The organism is Bradyrhizobium sp. UFLA05-89, from assembly GCF_059803475.1.
The window spans coordinates 1-20,827 of record NZ_JBANBA010000037.1; the positions used below are offsets into that span (position 1 = coordinate 1).

The window sequence follows — 20,827 nt, forward strand, 5'->3', positions numbered from 1 at the left end:
GATCACGGCGTTCGAGGGGTGTCCACACCCTCACCGCCGCTTACCCCAGTCGCCGCTTACCCCATAGCATCTGGATTAGGGCTGGCCCGCATGATCCGCGCCTGCCGGAATGACGATATTCGAGTTTTTTCAGTCCTTCGACAACGCTCGGCAATCTCGCCCGGTATTGTGCGCTTCAGTTACCGAAGCGTGATAATATCAAAATGCTTTTCTTTTAATTGAGGAAAATCATCAATACGGCGCGTGAGCTCACGCCAGCCAAAAACAGTTACGCGAAAAAGCCCTTCTGCGGCATGTCTCTCGGAAATCGCATTGACGTGGTCCGTGACAGCGACGTCGTTATCCGCGGTGGTCGCAATAATGTGGGTCTCGAGGCGGGGCGGAATTTCTTGGCTTCCTGATCTCGGCATTAAGTTCCGCAATCGTCAGCTTGGTCGGCGGCCAAATGCGTTTTCCTTTGCATTGAACGCCGGAGTCGGCGCCATTTTGCTTTCCGTATATGTCGAAGCCCTTTTGCCTCTGGCCGCTTCGCCCCGTAACGGACGAGTTCTGGGTCGTTCCAAACGCGCGAAAAGAGATCGGCGCAGATCTCTTCGAATTTATCCCAGCTTGCCCGGCGGACGAAGTTGTTCGTCAGACATGGACCGATTGTTTCGACTCACTATTTGGGTTCGAGGATGGACCCAAAGAACATTTTGAGAACAATTTCAATGTATTGGCGAAGATCGAAAAAACTCAACCATCGAGAGTCCGGTCATTCTTGAGGACTTAAGTCGACTCAATTCCGTAGATGAAATCTATTTATCTATATGATATAATTGCCTTTATGACAAAAGCTTCAGAGGACAAAAAAGAGGACATTCCTGCGGCTACTGATCGCGGCGACGCGGTTTTCTCAATGGAACCGCTTCTCATCAGAGAGGACTCCCGCCATCGGAGCCAGCTGACCGATTTGGCGGTTGAGTTAGTCGGCAAGTCGGCCGGTTTCAAGAGGAGCTTACCGCAAAGCCTCCTGGGGTCCTTGGCCGATCTCGTCCGAGCTATGAACTGCTATTACAGCAACCTCATCGAGGGGCACGACACACACCCGGTCGACATCGAACGGGCCTTGAAAAACGACTATAGCGCCGATCCCAAAAAGCGCGATCTTCAGCTTGAGGCCACGGCGCACATCGCGGTGCAACGATGGATAGACGAAGGTCACCTCCGCGGTCGCGTTGTAACCATAGACGGTATCCGGGATATCCACCGTCGCTTCTGCGAGCACCTTCCCGACGCGATGTTATGGATCGAGGAGCCCGACACAAAAGAACGAATTCGTGTTGTGCCCGGCGAACTACGGCTTCGCGACGTCAAAGTGGGACGTCATATCGCTGTCAGCCCCGGCGCCGTTCCACGCTTTCTTGCTTATTTCGAGAAAGCTTACAGCCGTGTTGGAAAGGCCGACGCCATTTTAGCTGCCGCAGCCGCGCATCATCGTCTTTTGTGGATTCACCCCTTTCTCGATGGCAATGGCCGAGTGACGCGGCTGATGTCGCACGCAATGCTGTTGGAAGCGCTCGATACCGGGGCTGCTTGGTCAGTGGCTCGCGGGCTTGCTCGAAGCGACGGCGCGTATCGGCAGCATCTTACTCAATGCGACCTTCCGCGGCGGAATGACCTGGACGGCCGTGGCAACCTCAGTGAGGAAGCGCTTGCGTCGTTCACGCGTTTCTTTCTTGAGACTTGCATTGACCAAGTCAACTTCATGGAATCGCTGATGCAGCCAGATCGGCTGCGCACACGCATATTGCTATGGGCGGAGGAGGAAACGCGCCTCAGCAAACTCCCCCCCAAAGCGAGCGCGGTGGTTGAAGCACTTCTCTATCGAGGCGAGCTTCCGCGCGGCGACGTTGCTAGTCTTCTCGATCTCACACCGCGTCACGCTCGGCGCATCGTATCGGAACTCCTCAGCCGAGGCGTCCTTACCTCAAGGGGCCTGCGCGATCCATTGCTGCTGGCTTTCCCTGCCACCCTCGCCTCGCGATGGATGCCTGGACTATTTCCGGAGCACACGACTAATGACTGAAAACGGCTTGAGCTCGTCTACGGACACAGAGGCGCAAAGCGGCTCTGGAGAGCGTTGCTACGCTCGCTTACGTCAAGAGGATCGCCGCAGATCGCCTACTAAGACCCGCGAGAATCCTCGACAATCTCATCAAGCGTTTTCTGAAAGGCAAAGATGCGACAACGGGCGGAGCGCTCTCAAAGCGCCAAGCGGCGTCGCTGATCTTGGACGAACTTGCGCAGACCGGCCAAGATGGTGCCGTCATTCGCTGTCTGTTGAAGATCGCGGCTGATTGGACGGCGCGATCGGATTCAGATGAATCAATGCCAAGATCAGGAAGATCTAGGACAGCCGATGCAGTCCGGCTCTGCCGCCTTGACCGACAAGTTTTTGAGCGCGCACCGCAGGATTCGTTTTAATTCTCTAGCCTTGCGAATCCATCAGCGTGATTGTGATCTGTGCCGCTCGAAAGCATAGACCGGATTAATTCCGCAATAAGCGTCTGTACCGGACGCGCTGGCCATGCATTGGCCATAGCTCGAGAACTGGCAGTTGCCCGGATATCCCCAGATGCGCCCTTGCAGGCAATAAACGTCTTGTCGAGCGGCGGGCATGTATCCCGAACGATCACGCGGAGCGGCGATCGAACGCGACCCAGAGCCAACGAGCATGGGGACTGTGAGGATAACAACTAACAAGAGAAAGTAGCGCATGGGACTCTCCTGTCTAACTTAACTTTGGCGAAGCTAACGGATCCGACTTGAGTTTTCTTGATCTCAGTCAATCCTTAGCCACCCTTTGCCGGCCCCAACCTGAAGCCGCATGGCGCAAACGCTACTGTGACTTCAAATGAAGACAAAGGCGAGCAGGCTCGAGCAGAGCAACGCAAGGCCCGTCGCGGTCAGCGCCAGCAGGCTACCGGAAATAAGGTCGTGATTGTTCATTTATTAGCCCTCAATTGCACAGCAAGAGGGAAGGCGGTGCCGTGGTTTGCCCGGTCGACCGCGTGATAATCAATGATTATATTCGAATCCGGCGCAATAATCCTGCTGTTGCCGGCAGGAGGTGCAGTTTTTCTGCGCGATCTGCGGACGGTTTGCCGTCTTACGACGAGACCGACGAGAATCGAGTTTGAGAACTTTGCAGGAGCTGGCCAATCAAACACCTGGCCTTTCCGTGCTAATATTGTTCAGGCCTCTATTCAACGCAGGATGCTATAAGTATCCCAATTTCGATACAGCTTCCGGAATGACTTCTTCGAATGCGCAGGCTCCTACTTTTCATTATGGCATTTGCAATCATGGTGGCGGCACGGGGCCGCCACCAAGATCCTTTCGTGCCCCGCGCGACCGAATCCATGCCACCGGTCAACGTGCCCTAGCCGGATCTGTGCGACCGCAGCGTTCCGAACTTGCATGCCTGAGCCTCAGCAGATGCGCGGCAGTTGCTCGCCCGATAGCCAGTCGACGATGCAGCCGCCGCCAAAGCTGGTCGCCATCTGTACGAAACGGTGGTTATCGGCAATTGCCTCGCCGATGTCGGCGGCATCGGAGCCGAGGGGATGCGCCCGCATGGCAGCGAGCACGGCATTGGCGACCTCGGGTGACACGATCGCAACCAGCTTGCCTTCATTGGCGACATGGAGCGGATCGAGCCCCAAAAGCTCACAAGCAGCGGTCACGCCGGGCTTCACCGGAATTGCCTCTTCCTGCAAGCGAAATCCGAGGTCGGATTGCTGGGCGATCTCGTTCAGGCTGGCGGCAAGCCCGCCGCGCGTGGGGTCGCGCATCAGACGGATGCCGTGACCTCCGACCTCAACCATCTTCACGACGAGGTCGGCCAACGCCGCTGAATCCGATACGATCTCGGTGTCAAAAGCGAGGTTCCGCCGCTTGGACATGATGGCAACGCCATGATCGCCGAGCGTACCCGAGATCAGCACGCGGTCTCCGACGCGCGCGTTCTGCGCGGAGAGATCGAGCCCGTCAGGCACCACACCGACGCCAGCTGTCGAGATGAACAGGCCGTCGGCCTTGCCGCGCTCGACTACCTTGGTGTCGCCAGTGATGATGTGGACGCCGGCCGATCGCGCTGCTTTTCCCATGGACTCGGCGATCATCTTGAGGTCGGAGAAACAAAACCCCTCCTCGATGATGAAGCTCGCGGCCAGGTAAAGCGGCCGCGCCCCGGCCATTGCGATGTCGTTGACCGTGCCGTGCACGGCCAGCGAACCGATATTTCCGCCCGGAAAGAACAGTGGCGAAACGACGTAGCCATCGGTCGTCATCACCATACGCCCGGCCCTGACGTCGAAGGCCGACTGATCATTGCCGCGTGCCAGCCATTCATTGCCGAAGGCCTCGTGGAACAGCCCCGAAATCAGCTGTGCCATCGCACGGCCGCCGCCGCCGTGAGATAGGTCGATGCAGCCGTTCCTGATATCGAGCTTGCGCTGATGTTCTCTCATGACGCTCGTCTCTGCCGATGATCGCGGAAGCGACCGTAGGTCCAATGCGCAGAGCAGGTGCCTTCGGAGGAGACCATGCAGGATCCCATCGGCGTGTCCGGCGTGCAGACCGTCCCGAACAGCTTGCAATCCATCGGCTTCTTTACCCCGCGCAAAATGGCGCCGCATTCACAGGCCGGATTGTCGGCAACGCACAGCTCGCGCATGTCGAAGCGTACCTCCGCATCGTATACGGCGTACGCGCGGTTCAGCTTCAGCCCGCTGTAGGGAACTTGACCGAGCCCGCGCCATTCGAACCGGTCTCGCAGCTCGAAAATGTTGGAGATCTCCTCTTTGGCGCGCAGATTGCCGTCGCGGGTCACCGCGCGGCGATACTGGTTTTCCACTTCGTGGCGATGATCGTTGACTTGCCGGACCAGCATCAGGATGGCCTGCATCATGTCGAGCGGCTCGAAACCGGCGATCACGATCGGCTTGCCGAACTCCTTCGCGAAAAACTCGTAAGGCGCCGTACCGATGATGGTCGAGACGTGGGCCGGCCCGAGGAAACCGTCGATATTGACGCGGCCGATATTGCGGATGTCGGGGCTCTCCAGAATGTTCTGCATCGCCGGCGGCGTCAGCACGTGGTTGCAGAACACGCTGAAGTTCGAAAGCTGCTTTTTTTTGGCCAGACGTATCATGACGGCCGTCGGTGGCGTCGTGGTCTCAAAGCCGATGGCGAAGAACACGAGCTCGCGGGTCGGGTTCTCCTCTGTGATCCGGATCGCATCGATGGTGGAATAGACCACGCGGATATCAGCGCCGCGGGCCTTTGCCTTTAGCAGTGAAGTACCTTGCGAGCCCGGCACACGCATCAGGTCGCCATAAACGCACAGGATGACCTCGGGCCGCTCGGCGAGCCGGATCGCCATGTCGATCCGTCCTGCCGGCAGCACGCAGACCGGGCAGCCGGGGCCGTGGATCATCCGCACATTGCTCGGCAGCATGTCCTCGAGGCCATAGCGCGAGATCGCATGCGTATGGCCGCCGCAAAATTCCATGAAACGATAGGCTCTTTCCGGAACGGCCTCGGCGCAGATGGCCTTCGCCAGGCCAAGCGCGATCGCCTTGTCGCGAAACTCGTCGACATACTTCATTGCGCGGCCCCCTGCACATCGATGCTGAACTCGCGCAGAAGGTCGAGCGTGCGTCTCGCTTCTTCCGGATCGATCTTGGTCAGAGCGTAGCCGACGTGGATGATCACGTATTCGCCAATGGCGATATCCTCGATCAGCGCTACGGATATCGCCTTGCTAACGCCGTCGATGGAGACCACGGCCATGTCGTCAGCAAGAAGCTTCGTGATCTCAGCGGGTATGGCGAGACACATCAGACGCTTCCTTCCAGGCCTTGGTGTTCGAGCAGCGACAGGGCCGCGATCCAAGCCTGCCCGAGGCTCAGGCCGCCATCATTGGGTGGCACCTGGCGTGGAAGCAATGGCTTGAGACCGGCGGCAAGACAGCCGCGCTCGATCTGCTGGGCCAGGATGGCATTAAGGAAGCAGCCGCCGCTCAGAGTGATGGTCGTGAGGCCGGTCTGCTGCACCGCACGCGCGATCCAGTCAACACAAGCGACGGCAAACGTGCCGTGGAAGAGCTCGGCTCCTTCCGTCGGATCGAGCGTATTGGCGCTGAGGTAATCAAGCAGCGGATGCATTGACAGCACGCCATCCTTGATCCCCCAGCCACCGTCCGCAACGCGGGAGCTGCGCACGGGGGCCTCCAGCTTCAATGCCGCCTCGCCCTCATAGCTCTGAACGGAGGAGAGACCGAGCAGTCCTGCCGCAGCGTCGAATAGCCGGCCGGCGCTGGTCGTCACGGGCACGTCGGATTGGTTGAGCAACGCGGAGAGGCTCTCGGCCTGCGGTCGGCTAGCGAACCGGCGCGGAATCACCTCGCCGCGCCCCAGGGAATGCAGCACGCTCGCCGCCATTCGCCACGGCTCACGGGCAGCGCGGTCGCCACCAGGCATCTTCAGCGGCGCCAGATGTCCGATCCGCTGGAAGCGCGCTCCTTCGCAGAGCAGGAGCTCCCCGCCCCAATTGCCACCATCGCTTCCATAACCGAAGCCGTCGAGCACAAGCGCGAGCGCCGATCCCTCGATACCGTGCTCCGCCATCACCGAGGCAGCATGGGCATGATGATGCTGGACCGCAATCAGCCGCTGCCCGCTCGCTTGGGCAAAGCGGGTCGATGCCATATTGGGATGCTGGTCATGTGCGATAACCACGGGCTCGACGCCCAGTGTCGAGGTCAGGTGCCGCACCGTTTCCTCAAAGAAGCGGATCCCTTGCCGGGTGTCGAGATCGCCGATGTGCTGGGAGACGAATGCCTCATCGCCGCGCGTGACCGCAACGGTCGACTTCAAAGCGCCGCCGACGGCGAGCACGGGCGGCACTGACCGCGCAAGCCGGACCGGTTCGGGAACATACCCTCGAGCCCGGCGGACGAACTGCGTCCGTCCTGCCGCAACCGACGCAACGGAATCGTCTACGCGGGTTACGATGTCGCGATCATGGGTGACGATGAGATCCGCAATGGCAACAAGGCGCTGTTCTGCCTCCCGGTTGTCGATCAAAAGCGGCTCGCCACCAGGATTGGCGCTGGTCGTCACCATGACCCAGCTTCCGTCTTTGCGCAGATACCTCGAATTCAGCGCATGGAACACCAGATGTTGCAGCGGCGCGACCGGCAGCATGACGCCGATTCGCGATAGCTCCGGCGCGATAGCACGTGCAAGCCGAAGGCGTGACGTCATCAGCACGATCGGCCGCGGCGTAGATTCCAGCAGGGCAAGCTCAGCCTTATTGGCTTCGGCGATCTCCGAGACCGCATCCACGAAGCCGACCATGACGGCAAAAGGCTTCTGGTCCCGCTGCTTCCGCCGCCGCAGGCACTGCACGACGTCATCGTCGCGGGCGTCGCAGACGAGCTGATAGCCGCCGAGCCCCTTGATCGCGACGATCTTGCCCGCGGCGACCGCGGCTGCGACCTCCTCCACGCCATGGCTGAGCCTCGGACCGCATTGCGGGCAGGCGATCGCCGCGGCATGGAATCGCCGGCTCGTGGGATCGGCATAGTCGCTTGCGCAGGCCGCGCACATGGCGAAATGCTTCATCGTCGTGGTCGAGCGATCATAGGGTAGCCGCTCGGAGATGGTGTAGCGCGGCCCGCAATGAGTGCAATTGATGAAGGGATAAAGGTGGAAGCGGCTGCTGGGATCGAACAGCTCGCTCAGGCACTGCGGACAGGTCGCGGCGTCCGCGACCATCCGCGTCGACACCTTGCCCTGCTCGCTGGCACGGATGCTGAATTCGTCGCTCAAGACAGCACCGATGCTCTGGACGGAAATCTCATCGATCCGCGCGAGCGGCGGCTTTTCCGCCGGCAGCGCGGCGACGAAATCAGACACGCGCTCGCCCTCGACCTCGATCACCACGCCGTGTGGATCGTTAGCGACGAAGCCGCCGAGGTGATAGCGTGCGGCGAGGCCGTAGACATATGGACGAAAGCCGACGCCCTGCACGGCGCCGCGCACATGCAGGCGCAGTCGCTGTCCGCTCTGAGCCGTGGCCTCACCGTGCACGATCATCCCGCAGTGGCCAAATCGACCGGCGTCATCTTCGCCGCTTGCTTGCAGATCCAGGCATAGAATGCCGCGAACCCTTCACCGGTGCGCGCCGACACCGTCAGCACCTCGAGCCTGGGATTAACCCGCAGCGCGTATTCGATGGTCCTGGCGAGATCAAAATCGAGCACGGGGGCAAGATCGATTTTGTTGATCAGCAACAGGCACGAGACAGCGAACATGTCCGGATATTTGAGCGGCTTGTCTTCACCCTCGGTGGTCGATAACACCACGATCTTGCAGGCTTCGCCAAGATCGAAGGCGGCAGGACAGACGAGGTTGCCGACATTCTCGATAAAAAGGATGCCGCCGTTGAGCCGAGCCAGCCGGTCATAGGCCTCGTTCACCATCGCAGCATCGAGATGGCAACCCTTGCCGGTGTTGACCTGGATAGCCTGTACGCCGGTTGCGCGGATCCGCTCGGCATCGTTCGATGTCTGCTGATCGCCCTCAATTACTCCGATCGGAAAGCTGTCTTTCAATTCACAGACAGCGCGAACCAGCAGCGAGGTCTTGCCGGCGCCCGGGCTCGAAACCAGGTTGAACGTGAGCACATTGTCGGCATGGAAGCGTGCACGGTTCTCGTTGGCAAGCCTTTGATTCTTGCTCAGGATATTGCGCTCGACCTGTATGATACGATCGCTGCTCATGCCGGGCGCCTTCTGGCCAACCGGATTTGTGCCGCGATCGGGCAGCCCGACGTGGCCATGCCCATGATCATTGGCCGCACCATGGTGATGATCGAAATCGTGGCCAGGTCCACAAAGTTGATGATGACCACGATCAGGATGGTGATGATGCGCATGCTCGACGACCGACTTTCCGTCACCGCAGCCGCAAACCGTACACATTAGTCGACCTCCAGTTCCTTGACGCGCATTTCTTCCCCCCCGGTTACCTGCAATTGATGGCTGCCGCAGGAAGGACACGGCTCATAGCGTTGCCTGATCTCGACGCTCGTCGAGCAAGCCATGCACCAGGCTATTCCGGGCATCTCGACGATCTCGAGCCTGGCTCCTCGCGCGATGGTCCGCGCGGCGGCGGCTTCGAAGGAGAACGTCATAGCCGTCGGCGCGACATGGCTGAGCGCTCCGATCTCGAGGCATACCACTTTCACCCGGGAGAACGGGCGCTTACGCGCCTCTTCCTCGACGATGCCGATGATGCCTTCGCACAGCGCCATTTCATGCATGGTCCACCTCGCGGAATTCGAGTTTGAAATCGACGCATGGATCGAACGAGCCGACGAGGGCGCGCACCGCGTCCTGTCCGTGCCGGCCGCCGGCCAGCAGCGAGCCTTGCAGACTCTGGACCAGCGGCCCGCGCGCATGGAAATTCCATTCAGTGGGGGCCAGGAATTCGAAACGGGCGATGCAATCCTCGTCATCGAGAACAATGGCGTGGTAAAGTCGGCCGCGAGCGCATTCGACAGCTGCCGCACCCCTGCCGTTGCCGAGGCGATAGCTCTCGATAACGCCGTTTTCCGGCACTTTCTCGCTGCCCTCAAGCCAAACGCAAAGTCGGACTATCTCAGAAATCCGCGCCTTCAGGCGCTCGGCGGGACCGGCGTCTCGCGGCAGACACGCCCCACGCATAACCCGGCGCGCCCAAACGCCGGTCTCCGGAATCCGGCCGTGAAGATCGGGAGCCTCGGAGAAGGTCGGGCTGTCCGCCAGCATCCGCATGACGACGTCAAGATCCTCGGCCGCCGACAGGAACGACGGCTTGATCATAGTAAGCGACAGCGAATTGCCTTTGAGGCTCGCAAGATGCATGGCCAGCGCGCTGCCGGTCGTCGGCGCCAGTTCCTCGCCCGTGATCCCCAATGTGTTGAGCCACGCTCTGATCTGCGACACGGCCTCGCCACGCGGTGGCTCCTCGTTGCCGCCGAGCGCGGTCGTCGCCAGCATCATGGCACGAACGACGGCGGCACTTCTGCTATCCAGCGCGAAGCGGCCGACGAAGAGGCCCCGCAACAGCTCAGTCAGGCGCTCGGCAACCACAACGGTGACACGGCGCCGGAGCGTCTCGGCAGACGGTCGTTCGCGATATGCGGCCTCGACCGCCGATAGGAATGCCACCTGATGGGCCGTCGCGCAGAGCGAGAACAGCCGCGGCAGCACGCCCGTCAGCGATGTGACCTGCTTTCCCGTAAACAGGCGCGCCAAAGGTGGCCGGCTGCGCGGCAGGATCGTGACGTCCGCGATGGTGCTGCCGGCGAGCCAGACGGTGATGTCGATCTCGTTGCTGAAGGCCAGGCTCATGCTTATGTGTGCCACTCCGTCAGAGCACCACGCAGGACGTTACGCCGATCGACGCGTTTGTTGCGAAGGCGCTGCGACGGACCGCCTCCTCGCCGTCGGGCCGCAGCATCGGCTCGGCCAGGGCGGCTTCCGCCGGTACCGACGCCACGTCGGTGACGGCGAACATCGGCGAGAGCAGCGAGCAGCTCGCGATCCGGTCGATGTCGGCGACCTCGCCGGAGGAGAATTCGATATTGCCGGCAGAAAAGCGGACACGCAGCGTCGAGCCGGCGACTTCCCGCGCAATTTCGCCCGCGGGAACCACGACAAGAGGGCACATGATGCCAAGGATCGTGCGGTTAACCAGGCGAAATCCGATCGGCGAAGCGCTAGGCGCGTCTGCCAACCGCTTACCCCGCGCCACCGCGTCGACTTCACTGGTGGCGGTTACTGCGTCAAACATCATGACTCGATCGCCCATGAGCTTGCATTTTTGGGGGCGTCACGATTGCGACAGTGCCAGTCCTCCGGCAACGCCGCGAAGGGCGTGCCGGGCGTTACCTGCACAAACTCGTTGCCGTGGGCGGGACCATAGACCGTCCAGCGGATGCCGCATTCCAGCCGCGTGCCGTCGGCAACTTCCTGGCGCACGGCAAGATTCTCGAACCCGTTCATTTGAAATAGGCCTCAATTATTTCCTCCAAGCGCGCGGCGGAATCCTGAAAATCCTCGTCGGCGGCAATCGTGACCACCGGCACGCTGCCCACCTCGAGCGTGTCGACGATGATCGCGTCCACGGCATTAAAGAACTGCACCGACCAGACATTGCGGATTCCGGTCGCAAGCACGCGACAGGTGCCGTAGCCGCGCGAGACGAGCTGGATCGGTCCGTTCTTGAGGGTCTCCTGGAGGAAGCTCATATCGAACGGGCTCATTGGCAGCAGCGTGAAATTGATGACTTGTGAGCGGATGCCGGGGCGCCAGGCCAGCGCGCGCTCGCGGATTTCGGCGAGCACCGGCAGCACGTTCATCGCCCCTTCCGGCGCGTGCCCGATCTCGAAATTCACAGCCGTCAGATCGATAGCCGTCCGTTTGACGATCTCGGGGATGGCGCCCACCTCGAGATATTCGGATGCCTCGTTCGTATCGAGCCGCACGCGCCAGATCCCGGCCAGCACCGATTCCTGGATTTGCGCCAGCGATCCGTCCGGCAGTGCGACGACGCCGGCCACCTCGCCTTCGCCGATCACATCGGCAATCAGCTTGCGTTCGAGATCGTTGAGATCGCCGAGTCGAAACAATCGTGTCGGCACATCGGTCTTTTGGCTGGCGATGGTGGCGGCGACCTTCGACAACAGCTCGACCGCGTTCGGGCAGCTCCTAGCCAGCTCCGCACTATCGAGTGACGCAAGCTTCGCCAAAGCGCCCACTGCGGTCAGGCGGCCGCCCGCCGCCTCGAGCCTCTCCTCGCCGTAGATCGGCCGCTTCGCATGGTCGAGTGCTGTATAGAAACCCACCTTCATACTTCGACACCCTGTAATCTAGGGTAGGGGACGACGGTTTCTACGGCTACGACGGTGCTCCTGCGCGGTCGGCTCACGGGCGCGGAGATGCGGTCGAAATAGATCGACCGATCCCGGATTTTTACGATCAGCCCAGGTATCTTCTTCCTGGCGAACAAAATCAGCATCAGATGAGCGCGTACGACAAAACGCTGAGCAAGCGCACTCGCGGCCTCTCGCGCGATCACCTCGCCACGCAGCGGCCCCTGAAACTCATTGCTCAACTCGGGCCGAACGACGGCAACGTCGGTCGCTTCCGCAAGGCTTGCGTGCTCCCTCGCTGACGACAAGTCAGATATTCTCCTATGCATACGACGCCGCGTTTTCAGATGAAGGGGCGCTTGTCATGGACGGTTGAGAGTCATTTTTCTGGAACGGAGACTTGTCTTCCAACTTCGCGACAGTCTCCATCAAGCCGGTGCTTGTCGTGAGGCTCGTCCTGGAATGCCGAAGATGGTCATTGGTCAGGTCGATCCGGAGATGCGCGGGCAGGATCGGCTCGCGGCCGACCAGGTCGGCGAAAAAGCTGTCGCAATTCTCACCATTGAGCGCTGCGTCGATGCCTTCAATCGCATCGGCAATCAGCCTCGCCTCTTCATCCTCCAGAAGCCGAATTGCAGTATCGAGACAGACCAGCACCTTGGCATGGGTCGGCGGATTGGAGAGCAAGAGCACCGAGACACGCCGCCGTACGCCGCGAAACTCGCAAAGCGCCGAGATGCCGTCGGTTTCAATGACCGTCATTGGCAAACCAAGACACATCCGCGATGTCTCCGACAGCTTCAGGTCCGCCTCGTCTCGTAATGAAGGTGATCGATACCGTTGGCGAGCAACCACTCGGATTCACGTAACGGTGCGGTGCGTGGCGTTACCTCCACGCCCCACTCGGCTAGGATTTTGCAGGCAACTTCGACCGCAGGAGCGATCTGATTGCGTACCGCAGGTGTCAGGGGGCCACCCCAGTACTCGAGGTCGAGCGGCTGACAGCCGATCAGCACGAGATCTTTCGGGCATTGTCCAAGGAGATCAGTTGCACTGATAACTTCCTGAAAAGTGGTATGATGCAGACTCATCTTCCTAGCGCCGGTGAAGCGCGGCACTTCCTTGTCGCGCACGAGCTTTAACTCTCCGGGCTTAAGGCCATAATCGATCGCGTCGAATACGATCAGGCAGTCAGATTCCTGAAGGTAGTTCACGAGCTGAAGCCCCTGCGTACCGCCGTCCAGAATGGTGACGTTGTCCGGCACGGCATAGCGGCGATGAAATTCTTCCACGGCTCGCACCCCAAAGCCTTCATCTGCCCAAAGAATGTTACCGATACCGAGCACTAGGACGCGCCTTGGCTGTTGACATGCCGGCCTCGGCCTGATCGCCCAAGAGTCACGGCGCTGACGTACACCCGAGATCATCGAGGAGATGATGCTCTGGCGCGACATGATGTCTTCGCGAATGACAGCATAGATGTGGACGATCAAGAATATGACCAGCGCCCACATGCCCAGATGGTGCCAAGTATGTACGTCCTGGCCGTTCGGCCAGACCGCGAAGACCCAGCCGAACAGCTTGTGCTGCCAGCTGTCGTTCCCGGCTCCTTCCGAATACAGGGCAAAGCCCGTGACAATCATGAAGGCCGCGACCAACGTGAAGCCCGAGAACATCGCGATGTGCGCCAGGGGATTATGGCCGACATACATCTTCGGCTCGCGCTCCAGGAAGGCGTACCAGCGGATCTCGTGCAGCACGTCCTTCCAAAACTGCTTGCGATGCATCGGAATGAAGAATATCTGCCGGGACTGGTAGTTGCCGGCGAAGGCCCACAGGATGCGGGCGAGAAAGAATACCGCGAGCACCTGCCCCGCCGCGAAATGCGCAAAGCGGATATAGCCCATCGCGAAGTTTTGGGACGTCTCGCGCGCGATCGTTGGGAGCGGTGCTCCGATCAGATAGCCGGTTACCATCAACGCGAGAATCGATAACGCATTCACCCAATGCCAGATCCGCACCGGCGCTTCGTAGACATAGACGGCCCGGGTGACGGTCTGCTCGCCGGCGGCATCGGTCGCGATCGCAACAAGGTCCCGCTCGGTTTCCGCGGGGCGCGCAACTGCATCCTTCATGGCGTTCCTTTCTCCCTTACCGGGCCTTGACCGTCGCCATTTCGCGGCCATCTGGCGACATCACGTGCGTCGAACAGGCAAGGCACGGATCGAAGGAGTGGATGGTGCGCAGGATCTCTAGCGGCTGCTCCAGATTCGCCATCGGCGTATCCACGAGCGAGGCTTCAAAAGCGCCGATATTGCCCTTGGGATCTCGCGGTGAGCCGTTCCAGGTGGTCGGCACCACGCACTGGTAGTTGTCGATTCTTGTTTCCTTGATCTTGATCCAATGCGCGAGCGCCCCGCGCGGGGCCTCCGCGAAACCAAAGCCCTTGGCCTCCTTCGGCCAGCTCTCCGGCTTCCACTTGTCGACATTTGCCGTCGAGGAGTCACCGGCTTTAATGCGCGCGACTAGCTTGTCCTGGAAGTAGCGCATCTGTCGCGCTGCCCATTCGCATTCCAGCGCGCGTGCCGCGGTGCGGCCGAGCGTGGAGAACAGCGCGGTAACGGGAAGACCAAGTGTCTTGAGCAGCTTCTCGGTCGGATCCTTGAACTCGGGGTTGTTCTGCGCATATCCGACGATGTAGCGGGCGAGCGGCCCGACTTCGACCGCATTGCCGCGCCAACGCGGCGCCTTGATCCAAGAATATTTGCCGCCCTCGTCGAGCTCCTTGATGTTGGTCTTGGTGCCCTTGGCGTTACGACCAAGCACATAGTTTGGCTCCGTGACGCCGTCCCAGGGATGCAGCCCCTGGGACTCGTCGGCATATTTGTACCAGGAGTGGGTGACGAACTCCTGAATCTGCTCGGGGTCCGCGTGGTCAATGGGCAGCACGTCATTGAGATTGCCGTTGATGATCACGCCCCGCGGCACCCTGAGGTTCTTCGCGGAATAGTCGTTGGCGTTCTCGGGGATGTCACCATAGGCCATCACACTCGTGCTGGAGAGGCCCCCGCCATAGAGCCAGTCCTTGTAGAATGAGCCGATCGTGAGGATGTCGGGCGAGTAGACCTTTTCGGCGAACTCGATGCAGCGGTCGACGACGGAAGAGACGAGGTTGAGCCGCTCCATGTTGATGGCACCGACCGCGCCGGTGCCGTCGACGTTGATGGCGCAGGGCACGCCGCCGACCAGCCAGTTCGGATGTGGGTTCTTGCCGCCATAGATGGTGTGGATCTTGACAATCTCCCTTTGGAAATCGAGCGCTTCCAAATAATGCGCGAACACCATCAGGTTCGCTTCAGGCGGCAGCTTATAGGCGGCATGGCCCCAATAACCGTTCTTGAACGGTCCGAGCTGGCCGGACTCGACGAACTTCGTCAGCCGGATCTGGAGATCCTTGAAGTAACCGGGCGAGGACAACGGCCAGGACGAGACCGATTGCGCTAGCGCCGATGTTGCCTTCGGATCGGCCTTGAGCGCCGAGATCACGTCGACCCAGTCGAGTGCATGCAGGTGGTAAAAGTGCACGAGGTGGTCATGCATCTGGAGACAGAGCTGCATGATGTTGCGGATCGAGTTGGCGTTCTCCGGAATGGTGACGCCGAGCGCGTTCTCGACCGTGCGTACCGAGGTTAGCGCATGCGTTCCGGTGCAGACGCCGCAGATCCGCTCGGTAAAGGCCCAGGCGTCGCGCGGATCGCGCCCCTTCAGGATGGTCTCGATGCCGCGCCACATCGTGCCGGTGGAGACCGCGTTGCGGATCACGTTGTCGGAGTCGACATTGACCTCGACCCGCATATGTCCTTCGATTCGGGTCAGCGGATCGACGACGATGCGCTTGCCGGAATCGTCGAGTTTGAACCCGTTGGGTGTTTGGATGCCCATCGTTGCGTTTCGTGAGATCGATTATTGATGTTGGTTTGCGTCTTCGCGCTTGCTGGCGAGCTGTTTCACGGCCGTCACAGCCGCATGCGCCGCGACCGCAGCTCCAACCGCGCCCGCCGCAGCCATGCCGATCTGGTCGGCATTCTTCTCGATGCCGAACTGCTTGATGTTGGTGAGGCGGTCGTAGAACGACCCCTTGTCCCAGAAGCCGTCTTCCGAGCAGCCGATGCAGCCGTGTCCGGACTGGATCGGGAAGGAGATCCCGCCGTTCCAGCGCACCGTCGAGCAGGCGTTGTAGGTGGTCGGTCCCTTGCAGCCTATCTTATACAGGCAATATCCTTTGCGCGCCGCCTCATCGTCCCATTCTTCGACGAACTGGCCTGCGTTAAAATGCGACCTCCGGTAGCACTTGTCGTGGACGCGCTGCGAATAGAACATCTTTGGCCGGCCATGGCGATCGAGCTCCGGCAATTTGCCGAAGGTGGTGATGAAGGTGACGATGCCGGTCATCACCTCCGCAATCGGCGGGCATCCCGGTACTTTGATGACCGGCTTGTTGTTTATGACCCTGTCGATCGGGGTCGCCTGCGTCGGATTAGGCCTGGCCGCTTGCACACAGCCCCAGGAGGCGCAGGTACCCCAGGCAATGATCGCCATCGCGTCCTCGGCCATCGTCTTCAGTTTCTCGACAAACGGCTTGCCGCCGTGGATGCAGAACATGCCGCCCTCGTTCAGCGGCGGATTACCTTCAACCGCGAGCACATATCGGCCGCTGTACTTGGCGCGGGTATCCTCGAGGATCGCCTCGGCCTGATGTCCGGCTGCGGCCATAATGGTGTCGTCATAATCCAGCGAGATCATCGACAGAATGACATCCTTCACGAGGGGATGGGCAGAGCGGATGAAGCTCTCCGAGCAGCAGGTGCATTCGAGCCCGTGCATCCAGATCACCGGCATTCGTGGCTTTGTTTCGAGCGCAGTTGCAATGCGGCTAGCCGCCAGCGGTCCAAGCCCGAGGCTCGTCGCCGTCAGGGCGCAGAATTTGTGAAAGCTTCGACGCGTGATGCCCTGTCGCCTGATCACGCTGTAGAACGTTTCCGCCGCCGCGCCCATGGCCCCTCCCGTCTTCTGCTTTGACCTATCGATGGACGCACGGGCAGCAAGAAGCGGGCCAACCCCTCAGTTGCGCGAGCACCATCGTTTCCAATCTGGCGATCACGAGCGCTCTTGGCGATGACTTCACGAGCCGGGCCGCCTAGACGACCACCTTCTCTCAGCCTGAAGCGGAGGATTCTTCCAGTCTCCGTTCGGCGGTTCATCGACATACTGGATGATCCGCGGGTACTTGTGCGGCGCAAGACGGCCTTGACGAAGGCCTTCACTCATTCGTTGCGGGCTCCGGCTTCAATACGACCAATACCTTTCTTGGTCAGACCTTCCGCGTCCGGCACGGCGATCACGGCGGCTTCGAGAACGGCTGGATATTGAACAAGCGTCGAAATAACTTCGAACGGGCTCACATAGATTCCACTGACCTTGACCATGTCGTCGCTGCGGCCCACGTAGGCATATGTTCCGTCCGCATTTTTAACGTACTTGTCGCCGCCGGGCTCGCCGTCTGACGACGACTTTCCTTCGTCGTCGCGCAAGGGCGGCCAACGCCCGCATCCCAACATACGCTTTCACATCGCCTCCCGACGGTGGAGTGTAGAAAAACCCGCGGGGCGGCCCCGACGCCTGGACCTGGAATCACGCCGAGCCCGCCCCTACACCACCGGGGGGGCCTGGTGATGCTATGTTGAACAAAGCAAGTGGTGTGCCGAGCCGAGCCTACATCTACTGCAAGGTTCTTCTGCGAAAAGCGCGCTCGAGGGCGCTTGAATTGCAGCTGACGTCAACGCGTATGTTCCAAGTATTCGCACCGATTGCGATAGGTTCATCAAGATCAGAGCGATCTCAGCTGGGCTTTGTCGACGATTTTCAGTGATACATTTCTGTTCGGTCGCTCTTTCCTTGCGGCAATATTGGCCACAATTTGAAATCCAAGTTCGTGTCCTCAACTTCTGTCGGGGCGCCGTTCTTCACTCGTACGATGATCTTGAACGTGCCCCTTCGTGCAAACCCAGAGCACAGATTTCAGCTTTATCTTCGCATGGCCCGGCTGAGCCCGCTCCTTCACCCGCGTTGACGCGCTCCCCTCAGTCGTTCTTGGACAATTCAGTAACAAAACGAACATCGCTCCGTCTGATAGAGTGAACGCGGAGGAGATGAACCGCTCGAAGTTGCCGCGCTCCTACAGAACAACAGCCGCCGCTGTTTGACTGCTTCGTCGACCTGTCGTATCCAGGACAATACAGAACGTCGTCATGTTCATGACAATACTCGTCGGCGACCGCGCAACTGCCGCTGCGCGATGAGCTATGTTCTTCCTCGGTCATTATCGATATACACATGCAGAAGCTTGATACGCATCGACCTACGCCGCCTCGCGCGGCCTATGGTCGTCATCCGGCGTTGATTCATAAGGGGCAACTGCGATCAATCCCATTGATTCCGTCGTCGTCCGGCGAGGTATTACCAAGCCGGCGGATAGCTAGGCCCGCGGCCCCGGCGACCATGAGGGCTCTGGCAGGCCTCACTCCCGCGAAGCCGTGCAAACGCCGACCTTATTAAGCGGCACCGCTCGGGACAGCTCGGGAATAAACTTGCTAGATGTTGACCCGCGAGAGGGACTTGTTGGATCGCCATGGATCAGCGAGGCCGAGCTATCCGATCTAATCAAGTTGAGTCCGAAATCGAGAACTCCTGCAGGCGATCGTCTGCCGTTGCCTCGCCGATAAGAGAAAAGGTATCTCATGCTACCGGCCGAAGCTCGCCGAATAATCGACTTTCACAACTGCAGACTACGCAAAGGCGCGCCACACGGGCGCCAACGCGAGATTGAAACACGCCCTTTGGCGCGCCTCACGCGCACAGCGAGATTTTGTGTCGATGCGCTTTGCCATGAAAGCTTATTTGCCTCCTCTGGACGATGCGTCATCGGGCTTGAGGTGCCGCTTTCGAATATTGTAACTGACGAGCCAGATCACGCCGACGGCAATCGGCACGAAGGCCGCGGTCACGGACGCGGGCTCTACATGCAGTCCGACATCCTGCGCGCCCTTGGCGAGATAGGCAAACAGGCTGACCACATAGTATCCGATCGCCCCAACTGACAAGCCTTCGACCGTGGACTGCAGCCGAAGTTGCTGTCTCGTACGCTCGTTGATCGAGTGCAACAGATCGCGATTCTGTTGCTCGATTTCGACGTCGACGCGCGTTCGCAAGAGATCGGCAGCGCGAGCCAGCTTGTCCGATAGATTGGCCTGACGCTCTTCCATGGTCGCACAGGTTCGTATCGCAGGCGCCATACGACGTCCCAGGAAGGACGACCATGTCGGATAGTCCGCGACGTCCTTGCCTTCAACAATCGACAGGCGCGATTGCACCAGCTCATTATATGCTCTGCTGGCACCGAAACGGGTCAGACTTCCGGCGACGTCCCGTTCGAAGGATACGGCTAACGCCGTCAGTTCCTCAAGTAGATGGTTGTTGACTTTCAGCCCTTCGGCACCCTGCATCTCCTCGAGCACTTCGACGAGACGGCGATCGATGCGATCGACCGACGGCGCCAGCTCTAGCGCGGTCGACAGACCAAGCAGCGCTAGCGAGCGGTAGGTTTCGATTTCTAGAAGACGTTGCACTAGCGCGCCGAGATCGTGCGGCGTCAAGCCTAGATCGTAGACTAGAATTCTCGTGAAACCTTTGTCGTCAGCGCGAAAGTCCGAGGCCACAACGCCTGCTCCGCCTTTGACGTTCACCATCGCCAGGCTACTTTTGTCAAAAATCTGCTCGGCGCGCTCGGTCGGACAAGTCCCCCGCTCTGCCTCTAACTTGATCGCGGCGAGCAATTCTCCAGTCTGCGATAGTGCGCGGATCAGTGATTGAACGCTTCTAGGGATGTCACCAAATTCACGAACGGCTGAACTGTTCGCGGTACTCCATATCCATGTGAAAGTCGCAAATTCCGAATGCTGCTCCCACCTTAGCACCACTGGCCCGAACCCGATCTGATGATGTTTCGCGGACGGCTCCGGCGGGGGTACCTTGTGCTCCCGACAGAAATCGACAAACCGGCGGCGATCGCCTGCGGCATCGTCCCCCTTTGCTAGAAACACGAAGCGGACCATGCCGAGAGACGAAACGAGACCCGTAAACGGGCGCGCATGCACTTCGCCGAGCACAGCCTCCCGCTCAGGGTGCAGCTTGAACGACGCCAAATCCAATTGATTGACCATCGAGATCTCCAGAGTCCGCATCACCGCGGTCGGCACGTCCGGCGCCAGAAACCGGGTGCGCCCGCGCGCAAGCGCCACCGGTGTTCGCCAGCAGTGAAGCCGCCACCACACGGTCGTTTTGGCGGATCGAGACTCAAATGCGCCTCCGTTGCGCAAGCCGCGGCATTTCGCATTTGTGCAGTGCAGGATTTGGGCCAGTGAAATACAGACGAACACGCGTTTGGCCTTTGCGGGCCAACGCAACGTCTGGCGACCGTGAATTAATGAGATCGCACGTTCAGCGTCGGACAGCCAAACGCGGGATGTTTTGGAGCTGTGTCACCCAAGCAATCGGTCGAAGAGCTGAACACGGTCACGACCATCTTGATGTCTTAAAGGCCACGCGGATTATGAGCGCCGTGCACGTACGCCGACCTAAGTATCTCTTCCATATGATGTTCGCAGAATTGCGTCACGATCGTCAACTTGCTGAACCAGCGAGTTAGCGGCTTCGCCGACGACCATCGGCAAGCGCACTGCATCACCAGCAGAAACGCACAAATCCTGTGGTAGACAGTCAACATCGGGATTACCAGGTA

The 20,827-nt window shown here is 60.0% G+C and carries 19 protein-coding genes and 2 pseudogenes; 1 reads left to right on the forward strand and 20 read right to left on the reverse strand.

What is annotated here, in order from left to right:
- Positions 1 to 179 precede the first annotated feature (179 nt).
- Entirely contained in the window at positions 180 to 410 is a 231-nt protein-coding gene (locus SO139_RS20335; protein WP_498540493.1) for a hypothetical protein, read from the reverse strand.
- Positions 411 to 790: 380 nt separating this feature from the next.
- Between SO139_RS20335 and SO139_RS20340 the strand changes: the two genes are divergently transcribed.
- Positions 791 to 2,068 carry a Fic family protein gene (locus SO139_RS20340; protein ID WP_498540494.1) on the forward strand — a complete coding sequence of 426 codons (1,278 nt, stop codon included), beginning with the start codon at positions 791 to 793 and terminating at the stop codon, positions 2,066 to 2,068.
- 419 nt (positions 2,069 to 2,487) lie between these two features.
- Here the strand turns inward: SO139_RS20340 and SO139_RS20345 are convergent, their stop codons facing one another.
- The 19 genes and pseudogenes from SO139_RS20345 to SO139_RS20435 form a co-directional block, all read right to left on the reverse strand.
- A complete protein-coding gene (locus SO139_RS20345) occupies positions 2,488 to 2,718 on the reverse strand; it encodes a DUF3551 domain-containing protein (RefSeq protein WP_449383639.1) in 231 nt (76 codons plus the stop codon).
- Between the two features lie 755 nt (positions 2,719 to 3,473).
- The gene (gene hypE, locus SO139_RS20350; protein WP_498540495.1) at positions 3,474 to 4,514 is read right to left on the reverse strand and encodes a hydrogenase expression/formation protein HypE; all 1,041 of its coding nucleotides are present in this window, start codon (positions 4,512 to 4,514) and stop codon (positions 3,474 to 3,476) included.
- The gene (gene hypD / locus SO139_RS20355; protein ID WP_498540496.1) at positions 4,511 to 5,653 is read right to left on the reverse strand and encodes a hydrogenase formation protein HypD; all 1,143 of its coding nucleotides are present in this window, start codon (positions 5,651 to 5,653) and stop codon (positions 4,511 to 4,513) included. The genes hypE and hypD overlap by 4 nt, the downstream gene beginning before the upstream one ends.
- Positions 5,650 to 5,886 (reverse strand): HypC/HybG/HupF family hydrogenase formation chaperone, encoded by a 237-nt coding sequence (locus tag SO139_RS20360; protein WP_449383618.1) that lies wholly within the window; start codon positions 5,884 to 5,886, stop codon positions 5,650 to 5,652. The genes hypD and SO139_RS20360 overlap by 4 nt, the downstream gene beginning before the upstream one ends.
- Positions 5,886 to 8,147 (reverse strand): carbamoyltransferase HypF, encoded by a 2,262-nt coding sequence (gene hypF, locus SO139_RS20365; protein ID WP_449383619.1) that lies wholly within the window; start codon positions 8,145 to 8,147, stop codon positions 5,886 to 5,888. The genes SO139_RS20360 and hypF overlap by 1 nt, the downstream gene beginning before the upstream one ends.
- Positions 8,144 to 9,034, reverse strand: a complete 891-nt coding sequence (hypB, locus tag SO139_RS20370) for a hydrogenase nickel incorporation protein HypB (RefSeq protein WP_498540530.1) — start codon at positions 9,032 to 9,034, stop codon at positions 8,144 to 8,146. Before hypB ends, hypF begins: the two co-directional genes overlap by 4 nt.
- Positions 9,034 to 9,375, reverse strand: a complete 342-nt coding sequence (gene hypA / locus SO139_RS20375) for a hydrogenase maturation nickel metallochaperone HypA (RefSeq protein WP_449383620.1) — start codon at positions 9,373 to 9,375, stop codon at positions 9,034 to 9,036. The genes hypB and hypA overlap by 1 nt, the downstream gene beginning before the upstream one ends.
- Positions 9,368 to 10,447 carry a nickel-dependent hydrogenase large subunit gene (locus SO139_RS20380; RefSeq protein ID WP_498540497.1) on the reverse strand — a complete coding sequence of 360 codons (1,080 nt, stop codon included), beginning with the start codon at positions 10,445 to 10,447 and terminating at the stop codon, positions 9,368 to 9,370. The genes hypA and SO139_RS20380 overlap by 8 nt, the downstream gene beginning before the upstream one ends.
- A gap of 19 nt (positions 10,448 to 10,466) precedes the next feature.
- The gene (gene hybE / locus SO139_RS20385; protein ID WP_449383622.1) at positions 10,467 to 10,892 is read right to left on the reverse strand and encodes a [NiFe]-hydrogenase assembly chaperone HybE; all 426 of its coding nucleotides are present in this window, start codon (positions 10,890 to 10,892) and stop codon (positions 10,467 to 10,469) included.
- Positions 10,889 to 11,101 carry a rubredoxin gene (locus SO139_RS20390; RefSeq protein ID WP_449383623.1) on the reverse strand — a complete coding sequence of 71 codons (213 nt, stop codon included), beginning with the start codon at positions 11,099 to 11,101 and terminating at the stop codon, positions 10,889 to 10,891. The genes hybE and SO139_RS20390 overlap by 4 nt, the downstream gene beginning before the upstream one ends.
- Positions 11,098 to 11,949: a hydrogenase expression/formation protein gene (locus SO139_RS20395; RefSeq protein WP_498540498.1), complete on the reverse strand. Its 852-nt coding sequence runs from the start codon at positions 11,947 to 11,949 to the stop codon at positions 11,098 to 11,100. Before SO139_RS20395 ends, SO139_RS20390 begins: the two co-directional genes overlap by 4 nt.
- A complete protein-coding gene (locus tag SO139_RS20400) occupies positions 11,946 to 12,299 on the reverse strand; it encodes a thioredoxin domain-containing protein (RefSeq protein ID WP_498540499.1) in 354 nt (117 codons plus the stop codon). Before SO139_RS20400 ends, SO139_RS20395 begins: the two co-directional genes overlap by 4 nt.
- A 163-nt stretch (positions 12,300 to 12,462) precedes the next feature.
- Positions 12,463 to 12,750, reverse strand: a pseudogene (locus SO139_RS20405) (HypC/HybG/HupF family hydrogenase formation chaperone); the annotation flags it as partial.
- 20 nt (positions 12,751 to 12,770) lie between these two features.
- On the reverse strand, positions 12,771 to 13,358 hold the full coding sequence (locus SO139_RS20410; protein ID WP_498540531.1) for a HyaD/HybD family hydrogenase maturation endopeptidase: 588 nt from the start codon (positions 13,356 to 13,358) through the stop codon (positions 12,771 to 12,773).
- Positions 13,359 to 13,367: 9 nt separating this feature from the next.
- A pseudogene (cybH, locus tag SO139_RS20415) lies at positions 13,368 to 14,105 on the reverse strand (Ni/Fe-hydrogenase, b-type cytochrome subunit); the annotation flags it as partial.
- A 16-nt stretch (positions 14,106 to 14,121) separates the two neighbouring features.
- On the reverse strand, positions 14,122 to 15,912 hold the full coding sequence (locus SO139_RS20420) for a nickel-dependent hydrogenase large subunit (RefSeq protein WP_449383626.1): 1,791 nt from the start codon (positions 15,910 to 15,912) through the stop codon (positions 14,122 to 14,124).
- 21 nt (positions 15,913 to 15,933) lie between these two features.
- On the reverse strand, positions 15,934 to 17,025 hold the full coding sequence (locus tag SO139_RS20425; protein ID WP_449383627.1) for a hydrogenase small subunit: 1,092 nt from the start codon (positions 17,023 to 17,025) through the stop codon (positions 15,934 to 15,936).
- Between the two features lie 269 nt (positions 17,026 to 17,294).
- On the reverse strand, positions 17,295 to 17,561 hold the full coding sequence (locus SO139_RS20430; protein WP_449383628.1) for a hypothetical protein: 267 nt from the start codon (positions 17,559 to 17,561) through the stop codon (positions 17,295 to 17,297).
- A gap of 1,362 nt (positions 17,562 to 18,923) precedes the next feature.
- Entirely contained in the window at positions 18,924 to 20,249 is a 1,326-nt protein-coding gene (locus tag SO139_RS20435) for a DUF3422 family protein (protein WP_498540532.1), read from the reverse strand.
- Positions 20,250 to 20,827: the final 578 nt, after the last annotated feature.

What these genes read in the sequence shown, in the direction of transcription:
- SO139_RS20335 (WP_498540493.1), bottom strand. Translation starts at nt 410, where the DNA reads ATGCCGAGATCAGGAAGCCAAGAAATTCCGCCCCGCCTCGAGACCCAC.
- SO139_RS20340 (WP_498540494.1), top strand. Translation starts at nt 791, where the DNA reads ATGAAATCTATTTATCTATATGATATAATTGCCTTTATGACAAAAGCT.
- SO139_RS20345 (WP_449383639.1), bottom strand. Translation starts at nt 2,718, where the DNA reads ATGCTCGTTGGCTCTGGGTCGCGTTCGATCGCCGCTCCGCGTGATCGT.
- hypE (WP_498540495.1), bottom strand. Translation starts at nt 4,514, where the DNA reads ATGAGAGAACATCAGCGCAAGCTCGATATCAGGAACGGCTGCATCGAC.
- hypD (WP_498540496.1), bottom strand. Translation starts at nt 5,653, where the DNA reads ATGAAGTATGTCGACGAGTTTCGCGACAAGGCGATCGCGCTTGGCCTG.
- SO139_RS20360 (WP_449383618.1), bottom strand. Translation starts at nt 5,886, where the DNA reads ATGTGTCTCGCCATACCCGCTGAGATCACGAAGCTTCTTGCTGACGAC.
- hypF (WP_449383619.1), bottom strand. Translation starts at nt 8,147, where the DNA reads ATGATCGTGCACGGTGAGGCCACGGCTCAGAGCGGACAGCGACTGCGC.
- hypB (WP_498540530.1), bottom strand. Translation starts at nt 9,034, where the DNA reads ATGTGTACGGTTTGCGGCTGCGGTGACGGAAAGTCGGTCGTCGAGCAT.
- hypA (WP_449383620.1), bottom strand. Translation starts at nt 9,375, where the DNA reads ATGCATGAAATGGCGCTGTGCGAAGGCATCATCGGCATCGTCGAGGAA.
- SO139_RS20380 (WP_498540497.1), bottom strand. Translation starts at nt 10,447, where the DNA reads ATGAGCCTGGCCTTCAGCAACGAGATCGACATCACCGTCTGGCTCGCC.
- hybE (WP_449383622.1), bottom strand. Translation starts at nt 10,892, where the DNA reads ATGATGTTTGACGCAGTAACCGCCACCAGTGAAGTCGACGCGGTGGCG.
- SO139_RS20390 (WP_449383623.1), bottom strand. Translation starts at nt 11,101, where the DNA reads ATGAACGGGTTCGAGAATCTTGCCGTGCGCCAGGAAGTTGCCGACGGC.
- SO139_RS20395 (WP_498540498.1), bottom strand. Translation starts at nt 11,949, where the DNA reads ATGAAGGTGGGTTTCTATACAGCACTCGACCATGCGAAGCGGCCGATC.
- SO139_RS20400 (WP_498540499.1), bottom strand. Translation starts at nt 12,299, where the DNA reads ATGCATAGGAGAATATCTGACTTGTCGTCAGCGAGGGAGCACGCAAGC.
- SO139_RS20420 (WP_449383626.1), bottom strand. Translation starts at nt 15,912, where the DNA reads ATGGGCATCCAAACACCCAACGGGTTCAAACTCGACGATTCCGGCAAG.
- SO139_RS20425 (WP_449383627.1), bottom strand. Translation starts at nt 17,025, where the DNA reads ATGGGCGCGGCGGCGGAAACGTTCTACAGCGTGATCAGGCGACAGGGC.
- SO139_RS20435 (WP_498540532.1), bottom strand. Translation starts at nt 20,249, where the DNA reads ATGGTCAATCAATTGGATTTGGCGTCGTTCAAGCTGCACCCTGAGCGG.